Genomic DNA, 23,997 nt, shown 5'->3' on the forward strand with positions numbered 1-23,997 from the left:
CAGCCGACTGTCAAACAGTGGCGCTCGTCCTTTTCTACATCATGAGGGTGTTGCTATGTCGCCTTTTGATGTCAATTCGTCGTAAAGGTGATCTGCCAGACCACGGACCGTCGTGATGTCGGTCGTCGTGACGCGGATCTTGACCTCGGACTCGATGTGCGTGCGCAGTTCGAGGTTGCCGAGGGAGTCCAATCCGAACTCGGAGAGCGGCCGGTCGACGTCGACAGCGCGGCGCAGAATCAGGCCCACCTGCTCGGAAATCATCCGCCGCAAGCGAGCCGGCCATTCTTCTCGGTCCAGCTCCATGAGCTCGGCCAGGAATTTGCTGCTGCCCGAGCGGCCCTTGCCGGCGGACTTGAAGGCTTCCGCGAAAGGACTGCGCTGGGCGAAGGCGGATAGCCAGGCCGAGCCGTTGACGGGCGCATAGCCGGTGTAGGCCCGGTTGTGCCGCAGCAGTGCCTCGAAGGCGTAGGCGCCTTCGTCGGGTCCGATCGCGTCTCCGGAGGTCTCGGCGAACGTGCTGCCACGGCCGATCTCCGCCCAGGCGCCCCAGGCGATGGAGCTGGCCGGCAAGCCCTGGGCCCGCCGCCACAAGGTGAAGGCGTCCAGCCAGCTATTGGCCGCCGCGTAGGCGCCTTGACCGGGGGAACCGACCAGAGCCGCTGCCGAGGAGAACGAGCAGAACCAGTCGAGCGAGTCGTTGGCCTGTGCGTCCTGCAGCGCCTCATGCAAGTGCCAGGCGCCGTACACCTTAGGCGCCCAGTCCCGATCGATGAGCTCGTCGGTGATGTTCGGCAGGGTGGCGTCCTCGACGACTGCGGCTGCGTGCAGTACCCCGCGCAACGGCAGGCCGGTGGCGGTAGCGGTGGCCACCAACCTCGCCGCGGTGCCGGCCTCGGCGATGTCGCCGCACTCCACCACCACGTCGGACCCGATGGCACGGATCAGCTCGACAGTTTCCAGGGCTTTCTGGCTGGGTTGCGAGCGAGAACTGAGCACGATGCGACCGGCGCCGGCGCCGGCCATCTTCTCGGCCAGGAACAAGCCGAGCCCACCGAGGCCACCGGTGATGAGGTACGAACCGTCGCTGCGGAAGACGTGGGCCTGCTCGGGCGGTAGGACGACGCTGCTGCGACCGGAGTGCGGAACGTCGAGGATCAGCTTGCCGGTGTGTTCGGCCGCACCCATGACCCGGACGGCGGTAGCCGCCTCAGCCAGCGGGTAGTGCGTGGCTTGAGGCAGCGGCAGCGTGCCGTTGGCCGTCTGTTGATAGACCGCGTTCAACAGGCCTCGAACGTGCGCCGGATGAGTACGCGACATGAGCGCCAGGTCGACGCCGTAGAAGGCGAGGTTCTGCCGGAACGGGAAGAGGCCGACCTTGGTGTCCGAATAGATGTCGAGCTTGCCGATTTCGACGAACCGCCCGCCCATGGCCAGCAGCCTGATGCCGGCAAGCTGGGCGGCGCCGGTGACGGAATTGAGGACGACGTCCACGCCGTAGCCGTCGGTGTCGCGGCGGATCTGCTCGGCGAACTCCGTGCTGCGGGAGTCGTAGACGTGCTCGATTCCCATGTCACGCAGAATTTGTCGACGCTTCTCGCTTCCGGCGGTGGCGTAGATCTCGGCCTCGGCGGCGCGAGCGATGGCGATCGCCGCCTGGCCCACCCCGCCGGTACCGGAGTGGATCAGCACCTTGTCGCCGGCCCGGATGCGGGCCAACTCGACCAGGCCGTACCAGGCGGTGGCCGACGCTGTGGTCACGGCGGCGGCCTGTGCATCGGTGAGCCCCTCGGGCAGCTTCGTGGCCAAACTAGCGTCACAGGTGACGAAAGTGGACCAGCAGCCGTCGGGGGACAGGCCGCCGACGTGGTCACCAACCTCGTGGTCACTGACCTCGGGACCGACCGCGGTCACCACACCGGCGAAATCCAGGCCGAGCGGTGGTTGCTTGCCGTCGAAGGTGGGGCAGCGACCGTAGGCCGCCAGGACGTCGGCGAAGTTGATGCTGCAGGCGCTGACCGCCACCTCGATCTGGTTCGGGCCAGGGGGCACCCGGTCGAAGGCGGTGAATTCCATCGTCTGAAGGTCACCGGGCGTGCGGACCTGCAGCCGCATGCCCTGCTTTTGGTGTTCGACGACGGTGGTGTGACGTTCCTCCGGCCGCAGCGGCGTCGGGTACAACCGGGCGGTGTACCACTGGTCGTTTCGCCACGCAGTCTCGTCTTCGTCAGTCGCCAGCAGGAGCTGACGCGCCACCTGCTCGGCGGCAGTCTGTTCGTCGACGTCGATGTAGCTGACCTTCAAGTGGGGGTGCTCGGCGCCTATCACCCGCAGCAGTCCGCGCAGTCCACCTTGCTCGAGATTGGGGCGGTCCTCGGTTAGCACCGTCTGGGCGTTGCGGGTCATGACGTAGAGGCGCGGCGACTGGCCCACCAGCTCAGGCAACTCCCGGGCGATGCGAACCGCAGCCTTGACGTACTCGGCGCCCCGTGCGATCGATTCCCGATCCGCACCTGCTTGCCGGTCGGTGAGCACAACCAGGTCCGAGAATCCACCGGTCTCGAATTGCGCGCGCAGCCGTTGTGCCAGGGCTACGTGGTCGTCGTGCAGTGGCCAGGACATGGTCGTGCTCTGGGCGTCGTGCATCTTCAGGGCGTCGGTCAGCTGAGTAGCCATCATGTCGGCGCCGTCAGAGGTGCTGACGAGCAGGAAATGGCCGGGTTCGGTGACGGTTTTCTCGGGCAGCTCGCGCTCTTGCCATTCGATCGCCAGCAACCGTTCGCTCAGAATGCGATCGCGCTCACTGCTCGCTGAGGCGCCGGTGCCCATCTGCAGGCCCCGCACCGACAGCAACACCGCGCCGTTGTCGTCCAGGATGTCGATGTCGGCGTCCACACCGCTTCCCGCCGGGGTGACCGTGGTGTGGCAGTACCGGGCGTTGCGGGCTGGGCCATAAGAACGAATCCGGCTGACGCCCAACGGCAGTAGCAGACCGCCATTGCCGACGTTACGCACGCTGGGATGGGCCGCCACCGACTGGAAGCACGCGTCGAGCAGTGCCGGATGGATCCCGTAGGCGCCTTGCTGGGAGCGGATGGAACCGGGCAGCCCCACCTCGGCGAGCACCGTTGCTTCGTCTTCGGCGGTGTATGCGGTGGCCAGGCCACAGAAGGCGGGTCCGAACTGGATGCCGCGTGCGTCGGCCTCCTGGCGCAGGTCGTCGCCCTTGATGGAGTTCTGGTGGCTGGTCAGCAGGGCATCGATGTCGCGTGACGCCGGCACATCTTCGTCTTTGATCGAGCGCAGGACTGCCGACGCTCGCCGCGAACGGTCGTCCGCTTGAATCGTCTCCACCGTGAACGAAACCACTCCCGGGGCTTCCACGGTTGCGGTGGTCCCGACGGGGGTCTCGTCATCGAGCAGCAGCAACTGCTCGAACTTGACGTCGCAGACTTCAGCGGCGTCACCCAAGACCGTGCGGGCCGCGGTCAACGCCATCTCGCAATAGGCGGCGCCCGGCAGGGCTGGCGCTCCGTGGATTTGGTGATCGGCCAGCCAGGACAGCGCTTCGGTGCCGATATCGCTCTGCCAGACGTGGCGCTCCGGCTGCTCGGGCAGCCGCACATGCGAACCCAGCAGTGGGTGTACGGCGACAGCGTGGGTGTGTGCCAGGCGGTCGGTGCTTTCCAGCAGCATCAGCCGGCGGTGCGCCCACGCCGGCAGCGTCGCGTCGACCAGCCGTCCGCTGGGGTACAGCACGGAGAAATCCACCGCGGCCCCTGCGGCATACAGGTCACCCACTAGTCGGCGTAACCCGTGCGGGAGCGGTTGCTCGCGGCGCATCGCGGCCAGCGCGGCGGCCGACATGTCCAGGCTGCGCGCGGTCTGGTCGACCGCGTGGGTGAGCAGCGGGTGTGGGGATAGCTCGGTGAAGACGCGGAAACCGTCCTGAAGGGCAGCCTGGACCGCCGCGGCGAAGCGCACGGTGTGGCGCAGATTGTCCGCCCAGTAGTACGCGTCGCAGTACGGCTCTTCGCGCGGGTCAAACGAGGTCGCCGAGTAGTACGGGACCTCAGCCTCGAGTGCGGTGATGTCGGCCAGTGCTTCGGTGAGGTCGTCGAGGATCGGGTCGACCTGCGGGGAGTGCGAGGCCACGTCGACGGCCACCTCGCGGGCCATGATGTCGCGCTCTTCCCACGCCGCGACCAGCTCGCGAACCGTCTGCGTCGCCCCGCCGATCACCGTGGACTGCGGTGAGGCGACCACCGCAACGACGGCGTCATTGATACCACGTGCCATCAACTCCGAAAGCACTTGTTGCGCAGGCAATTCCACCGAGGCCATGGCGCCGGCTCCGGAGATGCGGGTCATCAACTGGGAGCGTCGGCAGATGACCTTGACGCCGTCTTCCAGCGACAGGGCGCCGGCGACGACGGAGGCTGCCGATTCACCCAGGGAGTGGCCGACGACGGCGCCGGGGCTTACCCCGTAAGCCTTCATGGTGGCCGCCAACGCGACCTGCATGGCGAACAAAGTGGGCTGGACGCGGTCGATGCCGGTGACCTTTTCCGGGGCGGTCATCGCCTCGGTGACCGAGAAGCCGGATTCGGCGGCGATCAGCGGTTCGATCTCGGCGATCTTGGCCGCGAACACCGGCTCGTTGGAAAGCAGATCCTTGCCCATCTCCGCCCACTGCGAGCCCTGCCCGGAAAACACCCACACCGGGCCCTTGTCGTCTTGCCCGACCGCGGGCGGGTAGGGCGTCTCTCCGTTGGCGACCTCACGCAACGCGTCACGCACCTCTGCGCAGGTGCCGCCCAGCACGGCGGTGCGCACGGGCCGGTGTCCACGGCGGCGCGCCAGCGTGTAGCCCAGGTCCGACAGCGGCAAGTCGTTTCCCTGCGCCTCGACCCAATCCGCGAGCTGGCCCGCGGTCTCGCGCAGCGCGTCTTCGGAACTGGCCGAAATCGGGAAGATCAGCGTGCCGCCGAAGCCGCTGGTCCCGGCGGCATCCTGAGACGCGCTGGGTTCGGGCGCTTGCTCCACGATGGCGTGCACATTGGTGCCCGACATGCCGTACGACGAGACCGCAGCCCGCCGAGGAGCCCCCGCATCGTCCTTTGGCCACGGCGTAACCTCTTGCGGCACAAAAAGATTGCTGCCAATCTCGGCGATCTTGTCCGGCATGGCGTTGAAGTGCAGGTTCTGCGGAACCACGCCGTGCTGCACGGCCAGGACCGTCTTCATCAGGCCCAGCGCACCGGCGGTGGACTGGGTGTGGCCAAAGTTCGTCTTCACCGACCCGAGTGCGCAGGGGCCGTCGTTGCCGTACACCGCCGCCAGGCTGGCGAACTCGATCGGGTCACCGACCGGGGTGCCGGTGCCGTGCGCCTCGACCATCCCGACCGTGTTCGGGTCTATGTCGGCGGCTGCCAATGCCGTGCGGTACACCGCCTCCTGGGCGTCGACCGACGGCGTCACGATGTTGACCGTGTGGCCGTCCTGGTTGGCGGCCGTGCCCCGCATGACGGCCAGGATCCGGTCACCGTCACGCTGTGCGTCTTCGAGGCGCTTGAGCAGCAGCACCACCGCGCCTTCACCGGACACGAACCCGTCCGCGTCGACGTCGAACGCGTGGCAACGGCCGGTGCGCGAAAGCATCCCGTTGGCCGAGCCCGAGGCGAATCGGCGAGGCTCCAGCATCGCGTAGACCCCGCCGGCGAATGCCAGGTCGCTTTCGCCTTCGCTGAGGCTGCGGAACGCCAGGTGCGCCGCGAACAATCCGGACGAGCAGGCGGTGTCCACAGTGACCGACGGGCCGCGCAAACCCAGGGCATAGGAGACGCGACCGGACGCCATGCACGAGTTGGTGCCGGTATTGCCGTACGGGCCCTCGAGGGCGCCCGTCTCGGCCTGCACGAATTGGTAGTCGCCGTGGTTGAGGCCGATGAACACGCCGGTCTGGGTGTTCACCATCTGGCTGGGCGTCAGACCGGCGTGCTCCATGGCTTCCCAAGAGGTCTCCAGCACCAGACGGTGCTGCGGGTCCATGGCTGTGGCTTCCTTCTCCGAAATACCGAAGAAATCAGGGTCGAAGTCGCCGATGTTGTCCAGGAACGCGCCCCACTTGCAGTGAGAGCGCCCAGGAACGCCGGGTTCGGGGTCGTAGTACTCGTCTACGTCCCAGCGCTCCAGTGGCACCTCGGTGACGAAGTCGTCTCCGCGCAGCAGTGCCTGCCAGAGTTGTTCAGGTGAGTTGATGCCCCCTGGCAACCGGCACGCCAGACCAATGACTGCAACCGGCGCAACGCGTGCTTTGTCCACGGTCGTACTTCATCTCCTTAGCCCGCGCTTCAAGCCCTCAACGGCTCGTCGAACCACGCTCCGCGCTGCGGCATCCGCAGCGGCGGCATGCGCTCACCGGCCCCCCACACCTCACCGCCAAACGTCATAGTTTTGCGTGAGCAGAAGCGTAACGGGTTGGTACGTCGCATGGAGAAAAATCGTGCGAACGTACAAAAAAATCGGCCCAGAGTGACCGCAATCACAAGCGTCTGCCAGCCCGAACGACGCCCGCGTTCAACGGCAAACTCCCAGCGTATCGAGCTGGCGAGCCGCTATGGAGAGTGGTTCCGGAGGCGCTGGGCGCCTCGCGGTTCAACTTCCCTTCCCTGCCTGATCGGCAGGAATGTCATGGTGAGCGGCGACCTGTCGTCGCACCGTTCAGGTAGCTGATCGAGGCCCCGCGCATCCGGTTTTCCTGCGTTGGAGGACGGACCGCCGAAGTGTGGGGGGAGCAGACCGAACTCCGCCTATCAGGCTAGGCGAATGCGGTGCGGTCGACGGTGAAATTCCGGGATTATTCACCCGGCGTCATCGGTCGTTGACCGTCACGTGGTTGCGAATTCGAGCGCGGCGGGTTCCCTCGGCGGAGCTTGAGCGACAGATCCTGTTACGACGACGTCGACGCGTCCTGAGCGGGCGCGAGTCGTTCGCAAAGGCGGTCAGCCAAATCCCGCACCGTGGTGATTTCGTTGGAGGTCAGCCGGATCCCTGTCTCCGTCTCGATATGGGTGCGCAACTCGAGATTGCCTAGTGAATCGAGCCCGTACTCCGACAGCGCCCAATCCGGATCGACGGCGCGCCGCAGGATCAGGCTCACTCCCTCGGATATCAGGCGTCGCAGCTGGCCCGGCCAGTCTTCCTCCGGAAGCTCCATCAGCTTGGAGAGCAGCTTGCTCGAGCCCGACCGACCCTTCGTCGACTTGAACAACTCAGCGAATGGACTGCGCTGCGCGAAAGCGGTCAACCAGGGGGAGCCGATCACCGGCGCATAGCCGGTGTAGGCGCGGTTGTGCCGGAGCAGCGCCTCGAACGCGTAGGCGCCTTCGTCCGGGCCGATCGCGTCGCCTTCACCGGACTGCTCAGCGAAGGCGGTCGCTCGGCCGATCTCCTCCCAAGCTCCCCAGGCGATCGAAGTCGCCGGCAGCCCTTGAGAGCGGCGCCAGTGGGTGAACGCGTCCAGCCAGCTGTTGGCCGCGGCGTAGGCGCCCTGACCCGGTGAGCCGACCAGGGCCGCTGCCGAGGAAAACGAGCAGAACCAGTCCAGTTGGTGTTCCCGGGTGGCTTCGTGCAGATGCCACGCTCCGTGCACTTTGGGTGCCCAGTCGCGCTGGATGAGTTCGTCGGTGATGTTGGGCAGGGTGGCGTCCTCCACGACGGCGGCCGCGTGCAGAACTCCGCGCAACGGCAGACCGGTGGCGGTCGCCGCGGCAACCAGCCGTTCGGCGGTGTCGGCTGCGGCGATGTCACCACACTCCACAACCACGTCGGATCCGATCGAGCGGACCAATTCGATTGTCTCCAAGACCTTTTGGCTTGGCGCCGAGCGGGAGCTGAGCACGATGCGCCCGGCGCCGGCAGTGGCCATCTTCTCGGCGAGGAACAGGCCGAGGCCACCCAATCCGCCGGTGATGATGTAGGCGCCGTCGCTGCGGAACACCTGCGAATGCTCCGGTGGCAGTACGACGCTGCTGCGCCCGGTATGGGGGACCTCGAGGATGAGCTTGCCGGTGTGTTCGGCTGCGCCCATGACCCGGATTGCGGTCGCCGCATCGGCGAGCGGGTAACTGGTGCTCTCGGGCTTGGGCAGTACGCCCTCGGCGGTGGCGTGATACACCGTGCTCAATAGCTCGCGAACCGCGGCCGGGTCGGTGCTGGACAGCAATCCCAGGTCCAAGCCGTGGAAGGACAGGTTCTGCCGGAACGGGAAGAGCCCGAGTTTGGTGTCGCCGTAGATGTCGCGCTTACCGATCTCGACGAACTGACCGCCCCGGGCCAGCAATTTGATTCCGGCCAGCTGGCCGGCGCCGAATACCGAGTTGAGCACAATGTCCACACCGTAGCCGTCGGTGTCGCGGCGAATCTGCTCGGCGAACTCGACGCTACGGGAATCGTAGACATGCTCAATACCCATGTCGCGCAACAGTTGTCGACGTTGCTCGCTGCCGGCCGTGGCATAGATTTCGGCACCGGCGGCGCGCGCTATCGCGATCGCGGCCTGGCCGACCCCGCCGGTTGCGGAGTGGATGAGCACTTTGTCGCCGGACCTGATGCGGGCCAAGTCCTGCAGGCCGTACCAGGCCGTGGCCGATGCGGTGGTGACCGCGGCCGCTTCGGCGTCGGTCAAGCTGTCGGGTATGGGGGTGGCCAAGCGCGCGTCACAGGTGACGAAGGTGGCCCAGCAGCCACTGGCGGAGAGCCCACCGACCCGGTCACCGACTTTGAGGTCGGTGACGTCGGGTCCGACCGCGCTCACCACACCGGCGAAGTCGGTCCCCAACTGGGGCTGCTGCCCGTCGGCCGTTTGATAGCGGCCGAACGTGACCAGCACGTCGGCGAAGTTGATGCTGGATGCGCCGACAGCGACCTCGATCTCGCCCGGACCGGGCGGCACCCGGTCGAACGCGGCGAACTCCAACGTCTGCAGATCCCCGGGATTGCGGATCTGCAGGCGCATACCGTGCTGCTGGTGTTCGACGACGGTGGTTTGACGCTCGTCTGGGCCCAGCGGAGTAGGGCTCAGCCGCGCGGTGTACCAATCGTCGTTCCGCCATGCCGTTTCGTCTTCGTCGGATTCGGCCAGCAGCAGTTGGCGGGTGACCTGTTCGGCGCCGGTGTGCTCGTCGACATCTATGTAGGTGACGCGCAGGTGCGGATGCTCCGCGCTGACCACCCGCAACAGACCGCGCAGGCCGCCCTGCTCGAGGTTGGGGCGGTCGTCACTCAGCACCGGCTGGGCATTTCGGGTCATCACATACAGGCGAGCGGTCTGGCCCTCGATGTCGGGGAGTTCCCGGGCAATGCGCACCAGGTGCTCGACGTATTCGCTGCCCCGAACAACGGGTACCGCGGCTTCCTTGTCCGAGTCTGCGTTGCTTGGCGCGGTGACGACGACTACGCCGTTGAACGCACTGGCGGTGAGCAGTTCGCGCAGCCGGCCGGCTTGGGCGGCGTGGTCGTCGCGCAGCGGCCAGGACAGCGTCGTGCTCTGCGCGTCGTGCATCTTCAAGGCGTCGGTCAGCTGGGTCGCCGTCATGTCGGCGGCGTCGGAGGTGCTGATCAGCAACCAGTTGCCGGGTTCGGTGACGGTCTTCTCCGGCAGGTCGCGCTGTCGCCACTCGATGGTCAGCAGCCGCTCGTTGAGGAGGCGGTCGCGCTCGCTGGTCCCGGAGGCGCCGGTGCCCATCTGCAGACCACGCACCGTCACCAGGACGGTGCCGTGCTCGTCCAGGAGGTCGAGGTCCGCTACCAGCTCGTTGGCGCCGTTGCCGGCGGGGGTAACCGTCGTCAGGCAGTAGCGGGCATGGCGGGCCGGACCGTAGGCGCGCAACCGGCGTACCCCCAGCGGCAGCAGCAGGCCGCCACCGCCGGCATTGCGGACGCTGGGGTGCGCCGCCACCGATTGGAAGCAGGCGTCCAGCAGGGCGGGATGTACCCCGTAGGCACCCTGTTGGGAGCGGATGGAGCTCGGTACCGCAACTTCGGCCAGCACAGTGTCACCGGCACCGTCGGCGATGTGCGCCGCGGTGAGGCCGCCGAATGCCGAACCGTACTGGATGCCGCGCAGGTCGAACTGGTGGCGCAGGTCGTCCCCTTCGGTGGGGTTCGGGTGCGTTGCGAGCAGCGCTTCGATGTCATAGGCGGCCGGGCTCGCCTCGGCGTCCGCCTCCGGTTCGTTCGGCGCAGCATGCAGCATCGCCGAGGCGCGCCGCGAGCGTTCGCCGCCGTCATTCGTTTCCACCACGAAGGGGACCACGCCGGGAGCTTCGACCGTGGCGGTGGCGCCGATGGCACTCACCTCGTCGAGCAGCAGCAGCCGCTCGAAGCGGACGTCGCGGACCTCGGCATGCTCGCCCAGCACGGTGCGGGCCGCGGCCAACGCCATCTCGCAATAGGCGGCACCGGGCAAGGCGGCGGCACCGCGAATCTTGTGATCGGCCAACCACGGCTGTGCCTCGGTGCCGACGTCACCCTGCCAGACGTGGCGCTCCGGCTCCTCGGGCAGCCGTACGTGCGCACCCAACAACGGATGTACCGCAACGGTATTGGCGTGGGCGAGCCGATCGGTGCTCTCCACCAACAACAGCCGGCGATGGTTCCATGCCGGCAACGGCGCATCGACGAGTTGCCCGTTGGGGTAGAGCACGCCGAAGTCCACGGCGGCTCCCGCGGTGTACAGGTCGCCCACCACCCCGCGCAGCCCGTGCGGCAGCGGCTGTTCGCGCCGCATCGCGGCCAGGGCGGCGGCCGACATGTCCAGGCCGCGCGCGGTCTGGTCGACCGCGTGGGTGAGCAGCGGGTGCGGGGACAACTCGGTGAAGACGCGGAAGCCGTCCTCGAGGGCGGCTTGCACTGCCGCCGCGAAGCGCACGGTGTGGCGCAGGTTGTCGGCCCAGTAATAGGCGTCGAAGTAGGGCTCTTCGCGGGGGTCGAAGGAGGTCGACGAGTAATAGGCAACCTCGGGCTCCAAGCCGGTGATGTCGGCCAGTGCTTCGGTCAGGTCGTCGAGGATCGGGTCGACCTGCGGGGAGTGCGAGGCCACATCGACGGCCACCTCGCGGGCCATGATGTCGCGCTCTTCCCACGCCGCGATCAACTCGCGCACCTTCTCGGTGGACCCGCCGATCACCGTGGACTGCGGCGAGGCGACCACCGCAACGGTCACATCGGTGATGCCGCTGCCCAACAATTCTGAAAAGACTTGTTGGGCGGGCAATTCCACCGAGGCCATGGCGCCGGCTCCGGAGATGCGGGTCATGAGTTGGGAGCGTCGGCAGATGACCTTGACGCCGTCTTCGAGCGACAGGGCGCCGGCGACGACGGAGGCTGCCGATTCACCCAGGGAGTGGCCGATGACGGCGCCGGGTACGGCGCCGTAGGCCTTCATGGTGGCGGCCAGCGCGACCTGCATGGCGAACAGGGTGGGCTGGACGCGGTTGATGCCGGTCACTTTCTCGGGCGCGGTCATCGCCTCGGTGACCGAGAAGCCGGATTCGGCGGCGATCAGTGGTTCGATCTCGGCGATCTTGGCAGCGAACACCGGCTCGCTGGCCAGCAGATCCTTGCCCATCTCCGCCCACTGCGAGCCCTGCCCGGAAAACACCCACACCGGACCCTTGTCGTCCTGGCCGACCGCGGGCGGATGAGGCAGCTCACCAGCGGCGATTTCCCGCAGCCCCGCGGACAGTTCGGCGGTAGTGCCGGCCAGCACGGCGGTCCGCACGGGTCGGTGCCCGCGGCGGCGCGCCAGCGTGTAGGCCAGGTCCGAAATCTTCGTCTTGTCTTGTGTGTCGATCCAATCGGCAAGTCGCCCTGCGGTTTCGCGCAGCGCCTCTTCGGAACTGGCCGACACCGGAACGACCAGGACACCGTCCAGACCGGTGCTGCCGTCGGAATCCACGACGCTGGCTGCGGGTGCCTGGGCGGGCGCCTGTTCCACGATTGCGTGCACGTTGGTGCCGGACATGCCGTACGAGGACACCGCGGCCCGCCGCGGCTGGTCCGAGTCGCTGATCGGCCAGGGTGTAACCTCTTGCGGCACAAACAGATTCGTATCGATCGCGGCGATGGTGTCGGGCATGGTGTTGAAGTGCAGGTTCTGCGGAACCACGCCGTGCTGCACGGCCAGGATCGCCTTCATCAGGCCCAGCGCACCGGCGGTCGATTGGGTGTGGCCGAAGTTGGTCTTCACCGACCCGACCGCACAGGGACCGTCGGCGCCATAGACCGCGGCCAGGCTCTTGTACTCAAGTGGGTCACCCACCGGGGTGCCCGGACCGTGCGCTTCGACCATGCCGACCGTGGCGGGGTCCACGTCACCGGCGGCCAGTGCCGCGCGGTATACAGCCTCCTGTGCGTCGGCCGACGGCGTCACGATGTTGACCGTGTGGCCGTCCTGATTGGCGGCGGTCCCTCGAATGACGGCCAAGATCCGGTCTCCGTCACGTTGGGCGTCGGGCAACCGCTTGAGCAACAGCACCACTGCGCCCTCGCCGGAGACGAACCCGTCGGCTTCGACATCGAACGCGTGGCAGCGGCCGCTGCGCGACAGCATGCCGTTGGCCGAACCCGAGGCGAACCGGCGAGGTTCCAGCATCGCGTAGACCCCGCCCGCGAACGCGAGGTCGCTTTCGCCCTCGTTCAGGCTGCGGGCGGCCAAGTGCGCGGCGAACAACCCGGAGGAGCATGCCGTGTCCACGGAGACCGCGGGGCCGCGCAGGCCGAGGGCATAGGAGACGCGACCCGACGCCATGCAGGAATTGGTTCCGGTGTTGCCGTAGGGACCTTCGAGGGTGCCGGTCTCGGCTTGCACGAACTGGTAGTCGGCGTGGGTGAAACCGATGAACACCCCGGTCAGCGAGTCGGCCATCTGACTCGACGTCAGACCCGCGTGTTCCATCGCCTCCCACGAGGTCTCCAGCAACAAGCGGTGCTGGGGATCCATGGCAATGGCTTCTCTTTCCGAGATGCCGAAGAAGTCAGGATCGAAGTCGCCCAGGTCGTCCATGAACGCGCCCCATTTGCAATGGGAACGTCCCGGCACTCCGGGTTCGGGGTCGTAGTACTCGTCGACGTCCCAGCGATCGGGCGGTACCTCGGTGACGAAATCCTCGCCCCGCAGCAATGCTTCCCACAACTCGACAGGTGACCCAATGCCCCCCGGCAGCCGGCACGCCATCCCGATCACAGCAACCGGCGTCACGGTCGTCCTATCCACGGTTGTTTCCCATCTCCTTAACCGCGCGTCAAGCCCTACTGGCGGGTGCTCGTCGCAGTGTCCGCGCGGACTACCCGCAGTAGCGGACGCACCCACTGATGTCCAAGACGACAACGTCGTAGTTGGCGTGATCAGCAGCGTAACGGTTCGGCTCGACTCATCCGGGAAAATCGTGCGGACGTACAAAAAAAGATCGTCCGCCCCAACCGGATGTGGCGCCCGCAACCGTGCGCTAAGCGGCTCGTCCGAGCGCAAAGAGCCAGCTGAGGGGCGGTGCCAGCCTCATCACCGGCGGAGTTTCGCAGGCGCGGCACCCGACCGGTCCCCGAGCCCCTTCCCCCTCTCCTGCCGCCAGGGAAGGGGCGGCCACAAGTGGCGCACCGAGGACTGTGAAGCGGCTGAGCTCAGCTCCCGGATGCACCGACGGTTCCGTCGGCGCCGTCGCAGTTCACCGGCCGGGTTTCCGCGATACAGACCACGAACGAAGTCCGGCGGCAGGTAATGTGCGAGACCGTGGTCGCCTCTTCGATTCCCGCCATGCTGCGTGAGCGCGCCAGTTTGAACCCCAATGGCCCGGCGATCACCTATATCGACTATGACCACGACTGGGACGGCGTTGAAGAAACGCTGTCCTGGTCGCAGTTGTACCGCCGCATGCTCAATGTCGGCGAGCAAATCAAGCAATCTGGGTCGGCCGGTGACCGCGCGCTGATTTTGTCGCCCCAAGGCCTGGAATATGTCGTCGCATTTCTCGCGGCGATGCAGTCCGGATTGATCGCGGTCCCGCTTTCGGTTCCGCACGGCGGCGCCCACGACGAGCGGACCACGTCAGTCTTGGCAGACACGGCCCCGGCGGTCATTCTGACGACATCGGCGGCCGTCACCAATGTCAAGGACTGCGTCGAGTCCCAGAGCGGGCAGCGCGTGCCGGCCATCATCGAAGTCGATTCGCTGGATCTGGATGCGCGGCCCCGATCCTCTCGCCCGTCGCGAAGTGCCGGTGACGAGGGACCACTCACGGCCTATCTGCAGTACACGTCCGGTTCTACGCGGACCCCCGCCGGCGTCACCGTCTCGAATGACAACGTCTTCGCCAACTTTGAACAGATCATGGCGGACTTCTTCGTCAACGAGGGAGGCGTGCCGCCCTCCGACCTCACTGTCGTGTCCTGGTTGCCGCTGTATCACGATATGGGGCTGTTGCTGGGGACGATCATGCCTATCCTGGCCGGCAGACACACCGTGTTGACCAGTCCGGTGGCGTTCTTGCAGCGGCCCGCCCGATGGATGCAATTGCTGGCGCGTTACGGCCGCACCATTTCGGCGGGACCGAACTTCGCCTTCGAAATCGCGGTGCGCAAGACATCCGACGAGGACATGACGGGCTCGGATCTGAGCTTGGTGCACTCCATCCTCAACGGCAGTGAGCGGGTACAACCCGCCACCCTGAAGCGGTTCGCGGACCGGTTCGCGCCGTTCAAGTTCCAGTCCAAGGCGTTGCGCCCGGCCTACGGCATGGCCGAAGCGGTCGTGTACATCGCGACTCGGCAGGTGGGCCATCCGCCGGAGATCGTCCACTTCGACCCGCAAAAGCTGCCCGACGGTCAGGTGGTACGGGTCGAGAGCGGCACACCGTTGGTGAGTTACGGCGTCCCGAAGTCGCCGCGGGTGCGCATCGTCGATGCGGACACCTGTGTGGAGTGCCCGGAAGGAACAGTCGGGGAAATCTGGGTGCACGGGGGCAATGTCGCTTCGGGTTACTGGCAGAAGCCGGAGGAAACCGCGCGGACTTTCGGTGCGAAGATCACCAACCCGTCAGCAGAGACCCCCGAAGGGCCGTGGCTGCGCACCGGGGACTCGGGCTTTTACTCCGACGGTGAACTGTTCATCATGGGCCGCATCAAGGACCTGCTGATTGTCTACGGGCGCAATCACTCTCCCGACGACATCGAGGCCACCATCCAAGAGATCAGCGCCGGCCGTTGCGCGGCAATCGCCATTCCGCAGGACGGGGTGGAGAAACTGGCCGCCATCGTCGAGGTCAAGCAGAAAAAAGACGAATCGGCACCAGACCTGGCGCAGCGACTGAATGCCCTCAAACGCGAGATCACCGCGGCGATCTTCGACTCCCACGGATTGAGCGTCGCCGACCTGGTTCTGGTGTCGCCCGGATCGATTCCCATCACCACGAGCGGCAAGATCAGACGGGCGCAGTCGGTCGAGATGTACCAGCAAGCGGCGTTCGCCCGGCTGGACGTGTGACGAAACCGCCTGTGGCACAAGCAGGGAGGCTTGCATCGTGACCCAAGCCAGTAAGCCGCCCCGGATACCGCTCCTGCCTGTCGGCGAAGCCAAAGCTGCTGCCGACCAAGCCGGCGTGCCCGATTACATGGCCGAGCTGAGCATCTTCCAGGTGCTGCTGAATCATCCACTGCTCGCCGGGGTCTTCAACGACCTGCTGGCCAGCATGCTCTGGCATGGGGCTCTGGACCGCAGATTGCGGGAACTGGTGATCATGCGGATCGCCTGGCTCACTGGGTGCGACTACGAGTGGACCCAGCATTGGCGCGTCGCTTCGCGCTTGGGAGTGTCGGCCGAAGATCTGCTCGGTGTGCGGGAGTGGCGCAGTTGCAACGGGTTTGGCGCCACGGAACGCGCCGTGCTGGCGGCGACCGATGACGTAGTGCGGCACGGCGCGGTGAGCGACGCCAGCTGGACCGAGTGTCAGCGGGAATTGAATTCCGACACAACGGTTCTCATCGAACTTGTCACCGCCATCGGTGCCTGGCGGATGGTCGCCTCGATCCTGCAGAGCCTTCAGGTCCCGTTGGAGGAAGGGGTGGCAAGCTGGCCTCCCGATGGCCGGTCGCCGTCACCTACCGGCTCGGCGTAGCGTCGGCGGCATGCGAACCAGGGTCGCCGAAATGCTCGGCGTTGAGTTTCCGATCTGCGCTTTCAGCCATTGCCGGGACGTGGTCGCCGCGGTGACCAACGCCGGCGGGTTCGGGGTCCTGGGCGCGACCGCGCACAGCCCGCGGCGGTTGGAGAGCGAGCTGAACTGGATCGACGAGCAGACCGGCGGTAAACCATACGGCGTCGACCTGCTCCTGCCGCCGAAGTACGTCGGCGCTGACGAAGGCGGCGTCAACGCAAAGCAGGCACAAGGTCTGCTGCCCGAAGAGCATCGCGCGTTCGTCGAAGAGTTGTTGGACCGCTACGGCGTGGCGCAGCACGCCGATCCCGACCTGGCGATCCGGGGCGGTCTCAACATCTCGCCCAAGGGTTACGAGCCACTGCTGGAAGTGGCGTTCTCGCACCGCATCCGGCTGATTGCCAGCGCGCTGGGGCCGCCGCCGGTCGACCTGGTCGAGCGAGCGCACAGCCACGACGTGCTGGTGGCGGCGCTGGCCGGGACCACGCAGCACGCGCGCCGGCATGCCGCTGCCGGCGTCGACCTGATCGTCGCGCAAGGCACCGAGGCGGGTGGGCACACCGGTGAGGTGGCGACCATGGTGCTGGTTCCCGAAGTCGTCGATGCGGTCGCGCCGACCCCTGTGCTGGCCGCCGGTGGCATCGCCCGCGGCCGCCAGATCGCTGCGGCGTTGGCTCTGGGCGCAGAAGGGGTGTGGTGCGGGTCGGTGTGGTTGACCACCGAGGAAGCCGAGACCGCGCCGGTGGTGAAAGAGAAGTTCCTGGCTGCGACATCGTCGGACACAGTGCGGTCCCGATCGATGACCGGCAAGCCGGCTCGCATGCTGCGCACGGCCTGGACCGACGAGTGGGAGCGGCCCGACACACCTAACCCGTTGGGCATGCCGCTGCAGACCGCTCTGGTCACCGATTCGCAGGTCCGGATCAACCAGGCCGCGGCTCAGCCCGGCGCCAAGGCTCGCGAACTGGCGACTTACTTCGTAGGCCAGGTGGTGGGGTCGCTGGATCGAGTGCGGCCCGCCCGCGCCGTGGTGCTGGACATGGTGGAGGAATACATCGACACCGTCAGCCGCCTCGAAGGCCTCACCGACTCCGGACTGTGATGTCGCGCACAGCCGGGTTGCCGGTGTTTGCGCTGGTCGCAGCGCCTTCGCTGGGCAGCAGCCGAGGGCGGACCTCAGGTTGCCATAAAAACCGGAAAACCCGGCGTGGTGGAGTTGACCCAGTCCAACCGGTGGTGCATCATCGGTCCGGTAAGCACCTCGATAGGTGAGGCGGCTACACGAACACAGGCCACTGACCCCGAACGTCGAAAGACGCCCCGGGTCAGGACAGCTCCTCCCGGCTTAAGGGTTGAGCCCAGGTGGCTTCCGGTTCACCGGACACGTCGTGTAGTGCCAAAGCTCTAACGAGTGGGGTGCGAATTCCGACGGAAGTCGGCAATTCTGTACTCCTTTGTGCGCGCAGAAAAGAGCGGGTCAACCGCTGCTCGCGGCCGTAGAGGAGGTGAGGGACGCATGAGTTCCAGTGACAGTCCGGCTCGATATCCGGGCTCCGTTTCGTCCCCAACCGGTCTCCGGCGCGACGTTGCACGCTGAGTCGAAACTCACCAGCAGCGATCGGATCCGAACCGATACGGGACGGGACTGAGCAGAACACAGTCCACAGAATCCTGTTTCGAAATTCTCTAGGAGGCGATCATGACCGCTGCCCTGTACGACGAAGTAGTTGCCATCGCGCCCGCTCCGAAGCTGACGGTGGTGCCGAACGTCGCGCCGACCGAGGCTGCCGTGGTCAAGAAGGTGACGCGCCGCCGCGAGGACCAGCCTTTCGGCGCCGGAGGCGACCCGCTGGTTGACGGTGCCGCTCGGCTGCTCACCGTGCCGTTGCGTCACCTGTACGCGGCGCTTTGGCGGGCCGGTGTGCTGGACGTCCAAGCTTGATAAGGGTCGATGGTTCGAATGGATAGCGAACAACCCGGGCTCCCAGGGGTTACCCGACTGCAGGACTGGCCTGCGGTCAGGTAGCCCCTGGGACTCGGCACATCATCTGGATTTGCGCAGCCCCGTAGAATTGGGCAATCGGCACTGATCCGGCCATCACCGGGGAGCCTTCGGAAGAACAGCCAGCATGGCCCAGTAGAGCCGAACGGGTGGGCCCGTCACAGCCTGACACTTGAGCGGTCACGCGCCAGCGTGGCAAGCGGGGTGGTACCGCGGCGTTCGCGCACCAGCGCAGCGTCGTCCCCGGAGCCTGGCCATAGGCACGCAGCCACAGGGGCACACGGGAGACGACGCACTTTGACCGACAATGTTGAATTGCAGGCCGACTTCAAGGCCTATCCGAAGCTGTCCGAGGGAGCCCCCGACTTCCCGGCACTCGAACAACAGGTTCTCGAGTACTGGTTCCACGACGACACCTTCCGCGCCAGCATTTCCCGTCGTGACGGCGCCGAAGAGTACGTGTTCTACGACGGGCCGCCGTTCGCCAACGGCCTGCCCCATTACGGGCACCTGCTGACCGGCTACGTCAAAGACATCGTGCCCCGCTACCGCACCATGCGCGGTTGCAAGGTGGAGCGCCGCTTCGGCTGGGACACCCACGGCCTGCCGGCCGAGCTGGAAGTCGAACGCCAACTGGGCATCACCGACAAATCGCAGATCGACGTCATGGGCATTGCCGCGTTCAACGACGCCTGCCGCGCGTCGGTGTTGCGCTACACCGACGAATGGCAGGCCTACGTGACCCGCCAGGCCCGCTGGGTCGATTTCGACAACGATTACAAGACGCTGGATCCGTCCTACATGGAGTCGGTGATCTGGGCGTTCAAGCAACTGTGGGACAAGGGCCTGGCGTACGAGGGCTACCGCGTGTTGCCGTACTGCTGGCGCGACGAAACGCCGTTGTCCAACCACGAATTGCGGATGGACGACGACGTCTACCAAAGCCGCCAGGACCCGGCCGTCACCGTCGGTTTCCAGGTGGTCGGCGGCGATTTGGCCGGCGCTTACCTGCTGATCTGGACGACCACGCCATGGACCCTGCCGTCGAACCTCGCCGTTGCGGTCAACCCCGCGATGACCTACGTCCACGTCCAGGTCGGCGACCATCGATTCGTATTGGCCGAGGCGCGACTGGCCGCCTATGCCCGCGAACTCGGCGACGAACCGGCGATCCTTGGCACCTACCGCGGCGCCGACCTGCTGGGCACCCGTTACCTGCCGCCGTTTCCTTATTTCATGGACGCGCCCAACGCTTTTCAGGTGCTGCGCGGTGACTTCGTCACCACCGAGGACGGCACCGGGATCGTGCACATGGCACCGGCCTACGGCGAGGACGACATGGCGACCACCGACACCGTCGGCATCGCGCCGGTCACACCCGTGGACTCCAAAGGCCGCTTCGACGCGACCGTTCCGGACTACCAGGGACAGCACGTCTTTGAGGCCAACCCGCACATCATCCGGGACCTGAAGAACCAGACCGGCCCGGCGGCGGCCAACGGGGCTATCCTGATCCGCCACGAAACCTACGAGCACCCTTACCCGCACTGCTGGCGATGCCGCAACCCGCTGATCTACCGGGCGGTTTCGTCGTGGTTTGTGGCAGTCACGACTTTCCGGGACCGCATGGTGGAACTCAACCAGCAGATCACCTGGTACCCCGAGCACGTCAAGGATGGGCAGTTCGGCAAGTGGCTGCAGGGCGCGCGCGACTGGTCGATCTCTCGAAATCGCTACTGGGGCACGCCGATTCCGGTGTGGAAATCCGACGACCCGGCCTACCCGCGCATCGACGTGTACGGCAGCCTGGATGAATTGGAACGCGACTTCGGTGTGCGGCCCAGCAATTTGCACCGGCCCTACATCGACGAGTTGACCCGGCCCAATCCCGACGATCCCACCGGCAACAGCACCATGCGCCGCATCCCCGACGTGCTCGATGTCTGGTTCGACTCGGGATCGATGCCATACGCACAGGTGCACTACCCGTTCAACAACCGCGACTGGTTCGACGGGCACTACCCGGGTGACTTCATCGTCGAATACATCGGCCAGACCCGCGGCTGGTTCTACACGCTGCACGTGCTGGCCACCGCGCTGTTCGACCGTCCGGCATTCAAAACGTGTGTGTCACACGGGATTGTGCTGGGCAGCGACGGGCAGAAGATGAGCAAGTCGCTGCGGAACTACCCGGACGTCACCGAGGTGTTCGACCGCGACGGCTCCGATGCCATGCGGTGGTTCTTGATGGCCTCGCCGATCCTGCGCGGTGGCAACCTGATCGTCACCGAACAGGGCATCCGTGAAGGGGTGCGCCAAGTCCTGCTGCCGCTGTGGAACGCCTACAGCTTCCTGGCTCTCTACGCCCCCAAAGTCGGTGTCTGGCGGACACATTCGACGCATGTGCTGGACCGCTACGTCCTGGCCAAGCTGGCCGCGCTGCGCGACGAGCTGACCGAGTCGATGGAGGTGTGCGACATTTCCGGGGCCTGCGAGCAGCTGCGCCAGTTCGCCGAGGCCTTGACGAATTGGTATGTGCGGCGGTCGCGTTCGCGGTTCTGGGAGGAAGACGCCGACGCCATTGACACGCTGCACACCGTGCTGGAGGTAACCGCGCGGCTCACCGCTCCATTGCTGCCGTTGACCACGGAGATGATCTGGCGCGGCCTGACCGGGCAGCGGTCGGTGCACCTCACCGACTGGCCGGACGCCGATGACCTGCCCGCCGACCCCGACCTGGTGGCAGCCATGGACCAGGTCCGGGAAGTGTGCTCGGCCGGGTCCTCGTTGCGGAAGGCCAAGAAGCTGCGGGTGCGCTTGCCGTTGCCGAAACTGACTGTGGCGGTAGAGCACCCGGAGCGGCTCAAGCCGTTCGTCGACCTGATCGGTGACGAACTCAATGTCAAGCAGGTCGAATTGACCGACGCGATCGACACCTACGGCCGATTCGAGCTCACCGTCAATGCCCGGGTAGCCGGACCCCGGCTGGGCAAGGACGTGCAGGCCGCCATCAAGGCGGTCAAGGCAGGGCAAGGTGTCGTCAACCCGGATGGCACGCTCAGCGCGGGTCCGGCGGTGCTGCAACCCGGCGAGTACAGCTCTCGGCTGGTGGCGGCCGACCCTGACTACACCGCAGCGCTGCCCGATGGCGCGGGTCTTGTCGTGTTGGACGGCACGGTGACTGAAGAACTGGAAGCCGAAGGCTGGGCCAAGGATCGCATCCGCGAACTGCAGGAACTGCGCAAGTCGACCGGTCTGGATGTGTCGGACCGCATCAGCGTGGTGATGGCGGTGCCCGCAGCGCGGGCCGCGTGGGCACAAACCCATCGAGATCTGATTGCCGGCGAAATACTTGCCACCAGTTTCGAATTCGGTGATCCGCCCGACGGTGTCGATATCGGTGACGGCGTGCGGGTTTCGATAGCGAAAGCGGGCTGACGCGCCGCCACTTTGGCGAGCACGAATAGCATGGCGTTTCGTGGAGACCCGCTGGGTGCTGCACCTGGACATGGACGCGTTCTTCGCCTCCGTCGAACAACTGACCCGGCCGACCCTGAGGGGGCGGCCGGTTCTGGTCGGAGGCACTGGCGGGCGCGGCGTGGTGGCCGGAGCCAGCTATGAAGCGCGCGTGTTCGGTGCCCGGTCGGCCATGCCGATGCACCAGGCACGACGGCTCGTCGGCGTCACCGCGGTGGTATTGCCCCCGCGCGGCGTGGTGTATGGCGTAGCCAGCCGACGGGTCTTCCACACGGTGCGCAGCCTGGTTCCGGTCGTCGAGCAGCTCTCCCACGACGAGGGTTTCGGCGAACCGCCGCAGCTGGCCGGTGCGTCGGTCGGCGAGGTCGCGGCGTTCTGTGAGGGGCTGCGACGACGGGTGCGCGAGGAGACCGGGCTGATCGCCTCGGTCGGCGCGGGCTCGGGCAAGCAGATCGCCAAGATCGCGTCTGGCCTGGCCAAGCCCGACGGCGTCCGGGTCGTCGATCGCGCCGAAGAACGGGTGCTACTCGACGCGTTGCCGGTGCGCCGACTGTGGGGGATCGGCCCGGTCGCCGAGGACAAGCTACATCGGCTGGGCATCGAGACGATCGGACAGTTGGCCGCCCTGACCGACGCCGAGGCGGCCAATATCCTGGGCGCGACGGTCGGGCCCGCGCTGCATCGGCTGGCCCGTGGTATCGACGATCGGCCCGTTGCCGAGCGGGCCGAGGCCAAGCAGATCAGCTCCGAATCGACTTTCGCGGCCGACCTGACCACCCTCGAGCAGTTGCGGGAGGCGATCGATCCGATCGCTGAACACGCCCATCAACGGCTCGTGCGCGACGGCCGCGGCGCCCGCACCGTCACGGTCAAGCTGAAGAAGTCCGACATGAGCACGCTGACTCGCTCGGCGACTCTGCCTTATGCCACCACCGAGGCGGGTGCGCTGGTCGCGGTGGCGCGCCGTCTGCTGCTCGATCCGGTGCAGATCGGTCCGATCCGGCTGCTGGGGGTCGGATTCTCGGGGTTGAGCGACGTCCGTCAGGAGTCGCTGTTCCCCGACTTGGAACTCGACCAGTCCGAGCCGGAACGGTCGGACACCGTCGAGACGGCGACCACCGCCATGTTCGCGCCCGCCGCCGAACCCTCGCCGTGGCGCATCGGTGACGACGTAAAGCACCGCGAATTCGGGCACGGGTGGGTGCAGGGCGCCGGCCACGGGGTGGTGACCGTGCGGTTTGAGACCCGGGCTTCCGGACCGGGTCAGGCCCGGACGTTTCCCGCCGACACCGCAGACCTGGTCAGCGCCAACCCGGTCGAGTCCTTGGACTGGCCGGACTACGTCGCCGCGTTGCGCGATGACGACGAAGCCTCATCCCCAGCGGTCAACGACGTCGGCGACCGGTAAACCCGCCGCCAGTGCCGCCATGAGCAGCACGCGGGTCTGCGGGGGCGCCAGCCGCGGCACCATCACGGCGCCCGCCTGCATCAGGGCGTGTCCCGGACCGTAACTCGCGCTTACCCGCCCGCCGGGGACCCGGGTACAAACCGCGACGACCACGCCGTCGCGGCAATGGCGGCGCACCCCGTCGACGACGGCGTCACCGACATTGCCGGATCCGAGAGCTTCCAGCACCACGGCCCGTGCACCGGCGGCCACGCACGCATCCAGCACCACCGCGTCGCTGCCGAGGTAGGCCGCAACGATGTCGACCCGCGGCGCGTCGGCGGCCCTGACCTCACCGACATACGGTCGCGTCTTGGCCTCCGTCAGCGACACTCCACCATGGGTGGTGCCCAGCAACTCTCCGGTGAATCCGCTCAGATCCTCGGTCGCCACCTTGCGCATGCCAAGCGGCTGCAAGATGCGCCCGGCGAAGCACACCAGCACACCCAGCGAGCGCGCCGCCGGGTGGCCCGCCACGGCCAAGGCGTCCCGCACGTTGGCGGGCCCGTCGGCGTCGGGCGCGTCGGCGCTGCGCATGGCACCGGTCAACACCACCGGAACCTCCGCCCCATGACTCAGTTCCAGCCACAGCGCGCTCTCTTCCATGGTGTCCGTCCCGTGCAGGACGACCACGCCGTCGGCGCCGCCGGCGATGGCGGCCCGGATGGCTGCGCTCATCCGATCCCAATCGGCCGGCACCAGCTGCGAGCTGTCGACGGCCATCAGGTCCACCACATCGACGTCCAGACCCGACGTCAGCTGCGCGCCGCTGCGCGCCGGTCGGCGCACGCCGTCCGCACCGATGCTGGTCGAGATCGTCCCTCCGGTGGTGATGACGGTGAGGCGGCTCATGGTGGGAT

The 23,997-nt window shown here is 66.8% G+C and carries 9 protein-coding genes and 1 riboswitch; of the genes, 6 read left to right on the forward strand and 3 right to left on the reverse strand.

What is annotated here, in order from left to right; translation table 11 throughout:
* Positions 1-39: 39 nt before the first annotated feature.
* Both pks2 (I2456_RS11550) and pks2 (I2456_RS11555) read right to left on the reverse strand, forming a co-directional pair.
* A complete protein-coding gene (gene pks2 / locus I2456_RS11550; protein WP_085075719.1) occupies positions 40-6,324 on the reverse strand; it encodes a sulfolipid-1 biosynthesis phthioceranic/hydroxyphthioceranic acid synthase in 6,285 nt (2,094 codons plus the stop codon).
* Between the two features lie 628 nt (positions 6,325-6,952).
* Positions 6,953-13,240 carry a sulfolipid-1 biosynthesis phthioceranic/hydroxyphthioceranic acid synthase gene (gene pks2 / locus I2456_RS11555; RefSeq protein ID WP_085075789.1) on the reverse strand — a complete coding sequence of 2,096 codons (6,288 nt, stop codon included), beginning with the start codon at positions 13,238-13,240 and terminating at the stop codon, positions 6,953-6,955.
* 552 nt (positions 13,241-13,792) lie between these two features.
* Between pks2 (I2456_RS11555) and I2456_RS11560 the strand changes: the two genes are divergently transcribed.
* From I2456_RS11560 to I2456_RS11585, 6 genes are all read left to right on the forward strand, one after another.
* Positions 13,793-15,541 (forward strand): AMP-binding protein, encoded by a 1,749-nt coding sequence (locus I2456_RS11560; protein ID WP_163703827.1) that lies wholly within the window; start codon positions 13,793-13,795, stop codon positions 15,539-15,541.
* 37 nt (positions 15,542-15,578) lie between these two features.
* Positions 15,579-16,172, forward strand: coding sequence for a carboxymuconolactone decarboxylase family protein (locus tag I2456_RS11565; RefSeq protein ID WP_085075718.1), 594 nt, complete (start codon positions 15,579-15,581; stop codon positions 16,170-16,172).
* Positions 16,173-16,182: 10 nt separating this feature from the next.
* Entirely contained in the window at positions 16,183-17,313 is a 1,131-nt protein-coding gene (locus I2456_RS11570) for an NAD(P)H-dependent flavin oxidoreductase (protein WP_085075717.1), read from the forward strand.
* A 151-nt stretch (positions 17,314-17,464) separates the two neighbouring features.
* Positions 17,465-17,634: riboswitch (M-box (ykoK) riboswitch) on the forward strand.
* 276 nt (positions 17,635-17,910) lie between these two features.
* Positions 17,911-18,153: an Rv1535 family protein gene (locus tag I2456_RS11575; RefSeq protein WP_085075716.1), complete on the forward strand. Its 243-nt coding sequence runs from the start codon at positions 17,911-17,913 to the stop codon at positions 18,151-18,153.
* Positions 18,154-18,510: 357 nt separating this feature from the next.
* Complete coding sequence (gene ileS, locus I2456_RS11580; protein ID WP_085075715.1) at positions 18,511-21,651, forward strand: isoleucine--tRNA ligase; 3,141 nt, start codon at positions 18,511-18,513, stop codon at positions 21,649-21,651.
* A gap of 40 nt (positions 21,652-21,691) precedes the next feature.
* A complete protein-coding gene (locus I2456_RS11585) occupies positions 21,692-23,098 on the forward strand; it encodes a DNA polymerase IV (RefSeq protein WP_085075714.1) in 1,407 nt (468 codons plus the stop codon).
* On the opposite strand, the gene I2456_RS11590 is transcribed toward I2456_RS11585, so the two are convergent.
* Positions 23,063-23,989 carry an asparaginase gene (locus I2456_RS11590; RefSeq protein WP_068165865.1) on the reverse strand — a complete coding sequence of 309 codons (927 nt, stop codon included), beginning with the start codon at positions 23,987-23,989 and terminating at the stop codon, positions 23,063-23,065. The two genes, I2456_RS11585 and I2456_RS11590, sit on opposite strands and share 36 nt — an antisense overlap.
* Positions 23,990-23,997: the final 8 nt, after the last annotated feature.

The sequence above is a fragment of the Mycobacterium kubicae genome (assembly GCF_015689175.1).
Taxonomy (GTDB): Bacteria; Actinomycetota; Actinomycetes; order Mycobacteriales; family Mycobacteriaceae; genus Mycobacterium; species Mycobacterium kubicae.

Excerpts from the sequence above, each read along its gene's own strand:
- pks2 (WP_085075789.1), bottom strand. The coding sequence starts at position 13,240 with ATGGCGTGCCGGCTGCCGGGGGGCATTGGGTCACCTGTCGAGTTGTGG.
- I2456_RS11570 (WP_085075717.1), top strand. The coding sequence starts at position 16,183 with ATGCGAACCAGGGTCGCCGAAATGCTCGGCGTTGAGTTTCCGATCTGC.
- I2456_RS11575 (WP_085075716.1), top strand. The coding sequence starts at position 17,911 with ATGACCGCTGCCCTGTACGACGAAGTAGTTGCCATCGCGCCCGCTCCG.
- I2456_RS11590 (WP_068165865.1), bottom strand. The coding sequence starts at position 23,989 with ATGAGCCGCCTCACCGTCATCACCACCGGAGGGACGATCTCGACCAGC.